At 49.6% G+C, this 11923-nt stretch carries 9 protein-coding genes; 2 read left to right on the forward strand and 7 right to left on the reverse strand.

The features are described 5' to 3' along the window. Positions 1 to 33: 33 nt before the first annotated feature. The 6 genes from ACFQ1C_RS09885 to ACFQ1C_RS09910 form a co-directional block, all read right to left on the reverse strand. Positions 34 to 1116 carry a hypothetical protein gene (locus ACFQ1C_RS09885; RefSeq protein WP_379558442.1) on the reverse strand — a complete coding sequence of 361 codons (1083 nt, stop codon included), beginning with the start codon at positions 1114 to 1116 and terminating at the stop codon, positions 34 to 36. A 97-nt stretch (positions 1117 to 1213) separates the two neighbouring features. Then, positions 1214 to 4060: an FAD-binding and (Fe-S)-binding domain-containing protein gene (locus ACFQ1C_RS09890; protein WP_379558443.1), complete on the reverse strand. Its 2847-nt coding sequence runs from the start codon at positions 4058 to 4060 to the stop codon at positions 1214 to 1216. Further along, positions 4060 to 4713, reverse strand: a complete 654-nt coding sequence (locus ACFQ1C_RS09895; protein ID WP_379558444.1) for a LutC/YkgG family protein — start codon at positions 4711 to 4713, stop codon at positions 4060 to 4062. The genes ACFQ1C_RS09890 and ACFQ1C_RS09895 overlap by 1 nt, the downstream gene beginning before the upstream one ends. Continuing rightward, the gene (locus ACFQ1C_RS09900; RefSeq protein ID WP_379558445.1) at positions 4713 to 6131 is read right to left on the reverse strand and encodes a LutB/LldF family L-lactate oxidation iron-sulfur protein; all 1419 of its coding nucleotides are present in this window, start codon (positions 6129 to 6131) and stop codon (positions 4713 to 4715) included. Before ACFQ1C_RS09900 ends, ACFQ1C_RS09895 begins: the two co-directional genes overlap by 1 nt. Beyond that, positions 6121 to 6894, reverse strand: coding sequence for a (Fe-S)-binding protein (locus ACFQ1C_RS09905; protein ID WP_379558446.1), 774 nt, complete (start codon positions 6892 to 6894; stop codon positions 6121 to 6123). The genes ACFQ1C_RS09900 and ACFQ1C_RS09905 overlap by 11 nt, the downstream gene beginning before the upstream one ends. 114 nt (positions 6895 to 7008) lie before the next feature. After that, positions 7009 to 8709, reverse strand: coding sequence for an L-lactate permease (locus ACFQ1C_RS09910; protein ID WP_379558447.1), 1701 nt, complete (start codon positions 8707 to 8709; stop codon positions 7009 to 7011). Positions 8710 to 8868: 159 nt separating this feature from the next. Between ACFQ1C_RS09910 and ACFQ1C_RS09915 the strand changes: the two genes are divergently transcribed. After that, positions 8869 to 9771 carry a LysR family transcriptional regulator gene (locus ACFQ1C_RS09915; RefSeq protein ID WP_379558448.1) on the forward strand — a complete coding sequence of 301 codons (903 nt, stop codon included), beginning with the start codon at positions 8869 to 8871 and terminating at the stop codon, positions 9769 to 9771. An 11-nt stretch (positions 9772 to 9782) separates the two neighbouring features. Then, a complete protein-coding gene (locus ACFQ1C_RS09920; protein ID WP_379558449.1) occupies positions 9783 to 10814 on the forward strand; it encodes a Gfo/Idh/MocA family oxidoreductase in 1032 nt (343 codons plus the stop codon). Between the two features lie 65 nt (positions 10815 to 10879). Here ACFQ1C_RS09920 and ACFQ1C_RS09925 read toward each other — a convergent pair whose 3' ends face one another. Then, positions 10880 to 11920, reverse strand: a complete 1041-nt coding sequence (locus ACFQ1C_RS09925; protein WP_379558450.1) for a YeiH family protein — start codon at positions 11918 to 11920, stop codon at positions 10880 to 10882. Between the last annotated feature and the right edge of the window lie 3 nt (positions 11921 to 11923).

The raw sequence follows: 11923 nt of genomic DNA on the forward strand, positions 1-11923 counted from the left end.
GATACACCTTTCTCCTCACGACTCACGGTTTGATTATCCGTAGACTCTGTCTTCCAGAAGTTGTTTCAGGTCTTTCAGCGTTTTCAGCTGCTTGAGCAGGTTGATGTTACTCTTGATATCAGCCTTGAGCGCCTTGGTGTGTTCCGCGAAGTTTTGGTCGGTGGATATTCTGCCTACATTCCGGAAGCGGTTCCAAATAGTCGACTCCATGCTGTTATTCATGAAGGTCTGTTCATATTGCCGTTCCATATCGCGCAACTGCCGGCGTAACAGTTCATTGATGTCGTCCAGATCCCGCTTCTTCAGCTGACCGATAGCATCGGTATCGCAGTGCTGTCGGTGCAGTTCGATCAGGGTGTAAATATCATTTTCTGTTCTGGCTTCCAGAAGTTGCTGCATTTGCTCATGCCTGACGGTCTTCAGGGAGGCCTCCTGTTCCAAATCTGGATGTAACCGTTTTGCCAGCTGCTTGTAAAGTCGATGAATTAGAGCCTTGCCTACCGCCTGGCCATCGACGGGTTTGGCGTCTTCGGCATCAAAGTGGTCGTCCTGTTTTTCATCGTCTTCTTCTGGCCAGTCCAGGTCGTCTGCCTGTTCTTTCTCCAGCATCCGCTGCATAAATACGGCCGGGCTGTTCAGGAATAGTTCAACTTCCTCATCGTTTATCTCCAGACCTAGTTCCCGGTATATATCACCTTTTATATCCTCACGTTCGGACTGCGATAGCGCGGCTGCCTCGGGCTGGGGATAGAATTGCTTAAGCAGCTCTTCGGCACGGATGAGTAATTCGGATGGGTTCAGCCCATCTTCGATAAAGGGATTGGTAGACAGCATACCCAGCTCTTCCTGTATCCAGCGGAACAGATCGTCCCTTTGCCACTCGGTCAGGGATTTACGGGAGAAAAAGGTCAATAGCCGCTCGATCAGTTGATACTGGGTTCTGGCCTGCTCTCGCTCCAGAGGCAGTATCTCGGAATTGAAGCGATCCACTATCTTGTGAACTCGTTTTTCCTGGCTTGCCAAGCGGGTCTTCTGTTTGTCTATCTTTTCCCAGAGTAACTGAAACTGATCACCGGGTGTTTTTTTGGTTGGTTTGGTAGTGGTGAGCTTGGTCATATTGATGTCTGTAAGAGAAGGATATAGCCATTTTAGAAGCGGTCATTGGTGGAAGGCAAAAATTTACTGCCCACACGATGGCGGGCAGCATGGCATCTTATCGGCTGGCTTCATCTACTAAGTAGAGAATGGACTCGTAGTTGATGCCACTGTGATGGCTGAGGCCCAGCTCACAGGTGCGGCTGTTGCTTATGCCTCTAGTGCAACCGTTAGGTACTTGTTGCTTCAAGGTAGCCAGTGCAGAGGCGTTGAGCTCGGGTAGGGTAAAGCCTTTGTCACCGGCAAAGCCACAGCAGGAGATATGCTCCGGCACCACGACTTTAGTCGCGCAACGTTGTGCTAGATGTAACATTTTATCAGCCAGACCCATACGCTGGCTGCTGCAGGTAATATGCAGCATCACCGTCTCTGGTACGGGTTGTATCGTTAATCGTTCTAACGCGTGCTCTAATACAAAGGTGACAGGTTCAAAAATGGTGAGCGGTAGCGTGAAACTATCTTGACTCAACTTAGCGCAAGGGCTGGTATCCATTAGTATTGGCCAACGACCTTGCTCTGAGGCTTGCCATAAACGAGCTTCTAACTCCTGGACTTTGCTGCTAGCGATATCGAACAACCCTTTGCTTTGATAGGGCATACCGCAACATAAGCTCGTTAACTCATGAGGCAGTACCACATCGAAACCGGCTTTTTCTAGCACCGCTTGAGTTACTTCAGTAAGAGATCGACTGTCTTGGGCATTTGGCGATTGGCCCAGAGTACGGCTCGCGCACGAAGGAAAGTAGACCACCTTGTTTCTAGTTGCTTGCAGACTCTCAGACCGCTTCGATTTCGGCTTAGGTAACTCTTTCTTTAGATCAGGCAGTCGATGTGGATTGGCCGCTGGTAGTTCAGGCAGCCACAAGGGAACCTTATTATGGCTGATCTTACGTAGTCCTTTATTTAAACTCGCAATACTTTTTTTACCTAGTAATTGACGACTCAGGTTAGCTGCATTCAGCCCAATGGCTACCGCTTTGGTGGTGCCGGCAAAGTGCGCTGCGCTCCAGCGAGCAATAGGCTGAAACTTCTGATAACGAGCCGTGCGCAGTTTGCGTACCAAGTCACCGGTGTTAATACCAACTGGGCAGCGTTGTTCACACAAACCGGTCGCCGCGCAGGTATCAATACCTTGATACTCAAATATCTGCTGTAAGCTGTCATCTATAACTTCGTTATTGGTCTGTCGCCGTTGTAATTCACGGTACAGCACGATGCGCTGGCGGGGCGTTAAGCTTAGGTTTTTCGATGGGCAAACGACTTCACAAAAACCACACTCGATACACTTATCAACTAAGGCGTCGGCGGCTGGCAAGGGTTTCAGGTGGCTAAGATGAGCTTTTGGGTCGGCATTCACGATCACGCCGGGGTTGAGAATACCATTAGGATCAAATAATGCTTTAATGCGTTTTACTAGCTGATAGCCATCTTCTCCCCATTCCAGCTCCACAAAAGGCGCCATGTTGCGACCGGTGCCGTGCTCGGCTTTTAACGACCCCTGATACTCCACCGCCACTAGCTGAGTGACGGCGGTCATAAAATGTCCGTAACGATCACGTTCGGCTTGGCTATCAAAGCCCTGAGTGAATACAAAGTGTAAGTTACCGGCTAAGGCATGGCCGAAGATAATGGCTTCGTTATAGCCAAAGAGCTCGAATAGTTCAGTTAGTTTACGCACCGCAGCAGCAAGATGTTCCACGTGAAACGCTACATCTTCAATGACCACGGTAGTGCCTATTTCACGCACTGCGCCTACCGCAGGAAACATACCTTTACGCATGGCCCATAGGTTGGCACACACCTTTTTATCTTGAGTAAAAGGTACTTGATTAAGCTGCCTAAACGTACTGATCACAGCCATGGCTTGGTCACAGCTGTGCTGTAATTGGGTTTCACTTTCGCCGTGTACTTCTATCAAAAGAGCAGCAGCTTCTAAGTCCAGTGTCTTAATAAAGTCTGGCATGCCGGCGTGATCTGCGATAGATCGCAAGGCTCGGCCATCCATTAGTTCAACGGCGGCAACAGACGTGTTGGCGAGTTCGGTGACTGCTAAACAGGTCGTTTCTATATCGGGATACACCAGCAGGCAAGACGCCTTAAATGCATGATCGGGAACTGTGTGGTAGCTAATTTCATTAATGAAACCGAGGGTACCTTCTGAGCCAATCATTAGATGAGTCAGCATATCGAAGGGGTCGGCAAAATCGAGTAGGGCGTTTAGACTATAGCCGGTAGTGTTTTTCAGCCGATACTTATGACGAATGCGATCGCTTAGGGCTTCGTTATTGATAACATCTTCGTGCAGTTGTCGCAGACCGGCCAGTAAGCTGGGCTGTTGCTCGGCGAATTGCGCCTTACTTAACTTGTCTCGAGTGTCGAGATAAGTGCCATCGGCCAGTACTAAGCTCATTCCTGCCAAGGTGCGATAAGAGTTTTGCGCCGTGCCGCAGCACATACCGGACGCATTGTTAGCGGCTATACCACCAATTTTACAGCTGTTGATGGACGCAGGGTCCGGGCCTATTTTACGGCCGAAGGGCGCCAGATATTTGTTGGCATCGGCGCCGAGAACACCAGGCTGTAGGCTTATTTTTTTACCTTGATCGCTAATTTCATGTTGGCGCCAATCATCGGTGAGAGTGATAAGCACGGAGTCCGAAATAGCTTGTCCAGATAGGCTGGTGCCAGCAGCGCGAAAGGTACAGTGTATCGCGTGCTGGCTACATAATTGTAGTACCCGTATCACTTCAGCCGTACTGGCTAGTCGCAAGACCATCTTGGGGAGTAGTCGATAAAAGCTAGCATCGGTGCCGTAAGCAAGACAGAGTGCCGAATCGGTGATGATGCGATTATCTGGTAAAAACAGCTGTAGCTCAGTAACCAGCTGGTGATAGTGGTGTTCCATCAGCGGTCCTCCAAAATTAGCACCACTAGCTGTTTGGGGCCGTGGGCGCCATAGGCCAAGGTTTGCTGGATATCGGCAGTCTTTGAGGGGCCAGAGATCAGCAGCAGATTAGTGGGCATATCATTAGCCCAACCTTGTTCCTTCATCATGGCCGGCAGATTGGTATGTAGCGTCGACGCCTTGAGGATCGCAATATGACACGGGGGAACCAACGACAAGGTGCGCGGTTCTGACACCGAGGGCCAAACGACTAAAGTGCCAGTGGCCGCAATCGCGCCATGGCATGCGGTGATACCGGCATCTATTTGGTTGAATAGCTCGTCTTTCCAGCGTTCCAGCGGTTTATCGAAAGGCAGTTGTTCGCTATGGCCGACCAAAGCTTGAGTTATCTCAGTATGGAAGTCTCCGCCGGTGCCGGTAGCGATGCGCTTTAGTTTCAGCTTATTGATCTGACTTTGCAGCGTAGTAATAAGCTCAGCATGTTTCAGCGTATATACGTCGGCATGATTTTGTTGCAGCAAGTCGATCAATCTAGTGAGCATGGTATCTTGGTCAGCCACCTCCCAAATAGGGTAGTTAGGATCGTTAACGGGCAGCGGTTGTACCTTTGCTTGGCGAAGTCGATTGAGAATAGCGTTACGGGCGGTCGACATTATTTATTCCTCTTGGCCATCAGCTCGCGCAAGGTTTTGGCTGCGGGCTTGGGGGCGGTACGACAACGGGTCCAGGGACCTAGCTTGCTGGGGATCAAGCCACGCAGGCGGGTGGCACACCAACTGCTCATTCGGTATAAGGCCGGGTAGCGGGCAACAAGGCCAAAGCTGCGCCAAGCAAAGGCTTCTAGATTACTTTTAGCCGCTCCTTGGCCACGTAGTGCCGGCACTCCTGGGCGTGGATCTTGTTTCGCTTCTCGCCGCAGTCGCAGCAACATTTCAGGAATGGGGATCCGCACTGGACACACCTCACCGCAGGCGCCGCATAGACTAGAGGCGGTAGGAAGATCTTGAGTGGCTTCCAATCCCATCATGTGCGGCGAGATTATCTGGCCAATGGGGCCCGGATAAACCGTTCCGTAAGCATGGCCGCCAACCCGAGTATAAACAGGGCAGTGGTTCATACAGGCACCGCAACGAATGCACTGCAGAGTCTTACGCATTTCTTCGTCGGCGAAAGCCTGACTACGACCATTATCGAGCAATACTAAATGGACCTCTTTGGGACCATCCAGCTCGCCATTTTTACGTGGTCCACTGATCATATTGAAGTAAGTAGTAATGGTTTGACCCGTTGCTGATCGGGTGAGGGCGCTAAACAGCGGCGGTACATCGGCTAAAAATTCCACTACTTTTTCGATGCCGGTGATAGCAATATGCACATCGGGCACGGTCGTACACATGCGGCCATTGCCCTCGTTCTCTACTAGGCACAAGGTGCCGGTTTCGGCCACCGCGAAGTTCACGCCTGAGATCCCGATATGGGCACTGCGAAATTTTTCGCGCAATACATTGCGCCCGGTTTGAATTAACGAGTCTACGTCCAGCGTATGTTTAAAGCCGGGTACGTGCTCGGTAAACAGCTGAGCTACCTGTTGCTTGTTCTTATGAATAGCCGGCATGATGATGTGCGATGGCGTTTCGTCGCCCAACTGTACAATATACTCACCCATGTCGCTTTCTAGGCAGTCGATGCCTACTTTTTTCATGGCGTGATTGAGCTCTATCTCTTCGCTCACCATCGACTTACCTTTTACCGCCAGCGTGCCGCCATGGGATTGAATAATGTCTGCAAAGAGTGCGTTGGCTTGTTCGACATTTTCGGCCCAGTGCACGCGAATACCGTTGGCGATACACTTGGTTTCTAGCTGTTCTAGTAACGTTGGTAGCTTACTCAGGCAGCGTTGGCGAATCGCCTCTGAACGGTCACGAATAGCGCTTTCTTCATGGGGATCGTTAAAGACACTTTGGCGCTTATCTCGTAGATAATCCATGGCGCCACGGAAGTTAGCGCGTAGCTCAGGATCGGCGAGTGCGGCCTTGGCTTGTGGGTGAAATAGTTGCGGTTTATTGTGCATTTGATCCCTCCAACCGATTCAACAAGAAAGTGGCCAAATGTGTGCCTTGTAGACCTTTTCCCTGATATTCCAGAGCACCATTAATATTGAGTAAACAGCCCCAGTCAGCACTAATTAATTGGTCGGCGTTAGTACCGGTTAAATACTGGGTTTTGTCCTGCACCATGGCTTCGCTGATGGCGGGGTGTCTTACCGAAAAAGTACCGCCAAAACCACAGCACTCACTTTCGTAGGGCTGTTCGCGCAGCTCGACTTGGCTCAGCTGGCCTAGCAGTTGACGACCGGTAATGTGTACTTTCATTTCTCGACGGGCGGCACATGAGGTATGCAACACCACCGAAGTAGCTGGGCCTTGGTCATCTAGCTTAATACGACAGACTTGTACCAGAAATTCAGTTAATTCAAATACCCGTTCACAAAACTGATTGACTGATTGCTCGTGCTCACTGTCAGCAAATAGCCGCCGGTAGTGATGGTGCATCATGCCGCCGCAAGATCCGGACAACACGACCACGGGCCAAGGCTCAGAAAAAAGAGCCATCTGGCTTAGGGCAATAGTCTTTGCATCATCTTCATAGCCGGAGGAATAGGCTGGCTGACCGCAGCAGGTTTGTTTGGGAACATAAATAATCTCGACGCCAGCTAGCTCCAGCAGCTTCATGGCATCTAACCCACTTTGGGGGGAGAACATGTCTATCAAACACGTGGCATAGACATATACCTTTTTAGGCTTAGCTGGATAAATACGAATAGCAGACGACATAAGGTAATTCCTTTCAATAATACGACTTCAAATAGTTGCTTAAAAGCGAGGACCTATTGATAGGCACCTCGCTTTTGTATTATTAGTTTCTTACTCACCCGTAGGTGATATCACTTAAGACAATTTCAATAAGGGATCTGAAACACCCAACCAATAAATGGCAAGCATGCCGATGATGGCTGTGAATATCAGGTAGTAGAGGGTAGGCAATGCCGTTTTACGTAAGGTCGTACCTTCACGACCGAGTAAGCCGACGGTGGCCGACGCGGCAACCACGTTATGGATTGCTATCATGTTACCGGCGGCGGCACCAACAGCTTGCAGCGCAACCATCATGGCGGTAGATACACTCAGCGTTTGGGCAACCTCAAACTGAAACTGCGAGAACATCATGTTGGAGACGGTATTTGAGCCGGCAATAAAGGCCCCTAACGCACCTATAACGCCACTAATGGCAGGAAAGAAGTCTCCGACTAAGTCTGCGGCTACCCGGGCTGTCATTACCGGCATGCTGACAATATCCGCTTCGTTAACGCCTGAGTTAATAAAGATACGAACCATGGGCACGGTAAACATCAGTACGAAACCCGCACCAATAAGCGTACGAGAAGACTCATTGATTGCTGGCACTATGTCTCGGAGTGAGCGGGTTTGCGTAAGTACCGCAACCAAAGAAACCATAACCAGAATGCCACCAGGCAGATACAAAGGTTGAATGCTGGCGCTAACGCCGGCCTCACCCAGAATATTGTTAAAGGCCATACTCCAACTGGTGAGTAATCCTTTGAAGCTGTCACTGGTTCGGCTTAATACCAATAAAATGGGCAGTAGTAAGTAGGGGAACCAAGCTAAGGCTAGGCTGATAGGTTTTTTCTTTAGATCATCGATGTTGATAACTAACGAACCTAACCACTCTTTAGGCCAGTTTTTCTCTTCAGGAAAATCGAAAACAGTTTTGGGTACTAAGAAACCCTTACGCGCTGCGGGTACCACAATAGCCAGTGAGACCAAGCCGCCGATTAGAGAAGGGAATTCAGGTCCCAGCAGCATACCGGTGATGGCGTAAGGAATGGTAAAGGCTAAACCGGCAAAAATAGCGAATGGCAGTATATTTAGTCCTTCCTTCCAGCTTTTATTCTTGCCGAAGAATCGCGTTAGCATAACGGACATGAACAGTGGCATGAAGATGCCAATAATGGCGTGAGTCACAGACACATAGTTGGTTACCGTTTGCAGGTAAGCTTCCCAGCTTGAACCGTTCGCGGCTAAGGTATTGCCGATAGCGTTACTATCCACACCAGAAGTGACACCAACGACTATGGGCGTGCCCACCGCACCAAAGGAGACGGGGGTGCTTTGAATCATCATGCCCATTAATACAGCGGCTAGTGCCGGAAAGCCTAAGGCAACCATTAGCGGAGCCGCTACGGCCGCGGGAGTACCAAACCCTGAAGCACCTTCGATGAAACAGCCAAAGCACCAAGCCACAATAATGGCTTGAATACGTCGATCCGGCGAGATGGCGGTAAAGCCATTACGGATACTGGTGATGGCCCCGGTATGTTTCAAGGTGTTGAGCAGGAGAATGGCGCCAAAGATAATCCACAGTAAAGAGACGGATACCACCAACCCTTGTAAGCTGGAGGCGATCACGCGTGTTACCGTCATATCCCAAGCAAACAGAGCAACCAGTACGGTTAAGATAAATGCCAGTGGCATGGCGCGTTTGGCTGGCCACTGCAGGCCGACTAGTAGAACAGCAGCGAGCAAAATAGGCGTAAAAGCCAGTAATGCTAGCAGAGAATTATTAAGCATAGTGTTCCTTCCTTGGTAAGATGATTACGAGTAATCAAAGCCACCCTACTGCGTGAGAGTAGAAACAGATAGGGTGTTAACAGTATGTAACACTATGCTGTTGTTTTTTCTGAATATATAGACGTAAAGAAACTCACTGTTTCCAAATATGGATGAATTATGCCGAAAACGGATGATCTCGTGCTATTTGCCCAAGTGATTGAGTTGGGTTCTTTCAGCAAGGCGGCTGAAGTTAACGGACTGACTAATTCGGTGGTAAGCAAACGTATTGCCCGCTTAGAAAAAGTACTAGGCACTACGCTTATCCACCGTACTACACGGCGCTTGACGCTCAGCGAGTCCGGCCGCGTGCTGTACCAGCAAGCACTGTTAGTACAGCAAGCATCGAAGGATGCATTTGATGCAGTTACTGGCTTTAGTCAGACACTTCAGGGACAGATTCGAATGTCGGTACCCACTATTTCTGGCGAGTTGCTACTGGCCGAGGCTGTCGCTGAGTTTTGTGATCTGCATCCGACTATCTCAGTCGATATGTCGTTGGATAATCGTTTCGTAGATCAGATTAAAGAAGGCTATGACCTGGTGATTCGTACAGGGCACTTAGAGGACTCTAATCTGATTGCGCGTCACATTATCGACTCGCATTGGACCATTTGTGCTGCACCTCAGTATATTAGTCGTCATGGTAAGCCACAGATTCCAGATGATTTATTACAGCATAATTGTCTTATCTACAGTTATCAGGAAAGCGGAGCGCGCGAATGGCTGTTTACCCAGCACGACAAAATTTATCCGTTGCGGGTGGCTGGTAATTTTTCTACCGACAATGCCGTCGCCTTACGTAAGGCTATGTTGGCTGGCTATGGTCTGGCCTATGTGCCGCGTTGTTTGGTATATCCGGATCTTCAGTCAGGCAATTTAGTTGAGCTGCTACCCCATCAGGTTGGTAAGGTATTGGGTATTTATGCTGTTTACCCTTATAGTCGCCAGCCACCCCGTAAAATAAAGCTGTTGATCGAGCATATTCGGTCTCGCTATATGGATATAAAGCATTACTTTTAACGAGGTTAATTATGATTAAAACCGCCATTATAGGCTACGGCCAGTCCGCCAGTATTTTTCACCTGCCATTTATAGATAGCCTGTCGGATTTTGAACTGGTCGCAATTAGTACTTCTAAGCCAGAAAAGGCGGCACAAGATTGGCCTGAGGTCACGGTATACACCGATGTCGACCAAATGTTGGCTGAATCAGGCGCAGAGTTGGTGGTGATTACTGCACCCAACGAAGTGCATTATGAGCTGGGGCGCAAGGCGCTGAGTATGGGATTGCATGTGGTAATGGAAAACCCAACGGTAACCCAGTTACATCAAGGAGCCGAGCTCATGCGCTTGGCCGAGTGCAATAAACTCTGTTTGATCCCGTTTCATAATCGCCGTTGGGACAGCGACTTTGTGACCTTACAAGCCTTGCTGAAAGCGGGAACACTTGGCCCCATTCATGGCTTTGAGTCTCACTTTGATCGCTTTCGACCTAGAGTAAGAGCCGAGCAGCCGGGAGTGGGTGCGGGTGCTTGGTTTGATTTGGGTGGGCATTTGGTTGATCAGGTACTGGTGCTGTTTGGCAAGCCTCAGTCGGTTACCGCGCGTTGTTTATCTATGCGACCAGGTTCCGAAGTAACCGATTATTTTCATGTGCAGCTGCATTACTCTGATAAAGAAGTGGTATTACACTCCAGCCCTTATCATCCAGGGCCTACTTTGCGCTTTAAGCTGCAAGGCGAGCTAGGTTGTTATATAAAGCGTGGCTTTGATCCGCAAGAAGAGCGTTTGCAAAATGGCATAGTGCCGGACTCGCCTTATCTGGCCAAAGAGGCGGAAGACGATTATGGTATTTTTTATTCCGATGATGATGCTCAAGTGATTGAATCGGAAATTGGTGGTTATCGTCATTTCTATCAGGCTACAGCGCAGGCTATTCGTGGTGAGGGCCCCTTGCCGGTGGAGATGCAAGATGCATTGGACGGGCTTAATATAATTAACCTGGCGGAAAAAAGTTCACTGGAAGGCAAAACGCTTTCTTTGAGTGCCACTACCTTCCGATAGATTAAGACAATAAAACGGCGACCCTGAGGTCGCCGTTTTAAATAGTGTCCGATATTTGATGCTCTTTACTTACTGAGCAGAATATAAGCTATAACGAGGCCGGCGATAAACAGAGTTTCTAATACCACCAACAGTACAGGTTTCCAGCCAACCGAGAGAATGTCTTTTAGCTGAGTACGTACGCCGAGAGCGGCAATGGCGGTTAGCAGCAACCAAGAGGAGCTGCCGGCTAGCGGTTGACTGATGGCTGCAGGGATCCAGTTTAGACTGTTGAGGATAAAGAGTGCGACAAATCCGAGTAGAAAACCGGGAATCGCGACCCCTTTACCGTCGCCGCTTTCTCCGCGTTGACGAGCTGCTCGGCGAATAACAATACCAATGGCCATAACGATCGGCACGAGCATAGCGACACGCAACAGTTTGACGAAAGTACTGAGATCACCCACTTCACTCGACATACTGTAGCCGGCACCCACCACCTGAGCCACATCATGAATGGTGGCACCAATAAATAGGCCCGCTTCTTGAGGAGTCAGATCTAGGCTAGTGCTGATCATCGGATAAAAAATCATCGCCAGTGTACTAAGGGTCGTGACGCTGATCACCGTGAAGAGGGTGTTACGCTTAGTTTGTTCATCTTGTTCAAGTACGCTGCTGATGGCCATGGCTGCCGAGGCGCCACAAATAGCAACCGATCCGCCAGTGAGGGTACCAAAAGCTGAAGAAAACCCCAGCATACGCGCCATCACTATGCCAAAGCCTATGGTTAGCACCACAGATGTGCACACCATTAGCAATGGAGCCCAGCCCAAGGTGAGTACATCACTGAAGGTGATGCGTAACCCGAGCATAGCGACGCCGAGGCGCAGTACTGTTTTAGCGGAGAATTCTAACCCCGGTAGACAGTTAACTTCCTGACTTAGAAAGTTGAAGGCTAGCCCGAGTAATAGCGCCATTAGCATGGCTGGGGCGCCATATTGTTGCGATAGGAAACTGGCGGCGATACCAATGGTAACCGCTACGCAGATACCAGGAAAATAGCGCTTTCTGGTATGTTCAATTTTTTGCAACATGCTCATCATAGGGTTGTTGGTCTCTTCAGCCATGGG

It is taken from the genome of Oceanisphaera ostreae, from assembly GCF_042676125.1.
Taxonomy (GTDB): Bacteria; Pseudomonadota; Gammaproteobacteria; order Enterobacterales; family Aeromonadaceae; genus Oceanimonas; species Oceanimonas ostreae.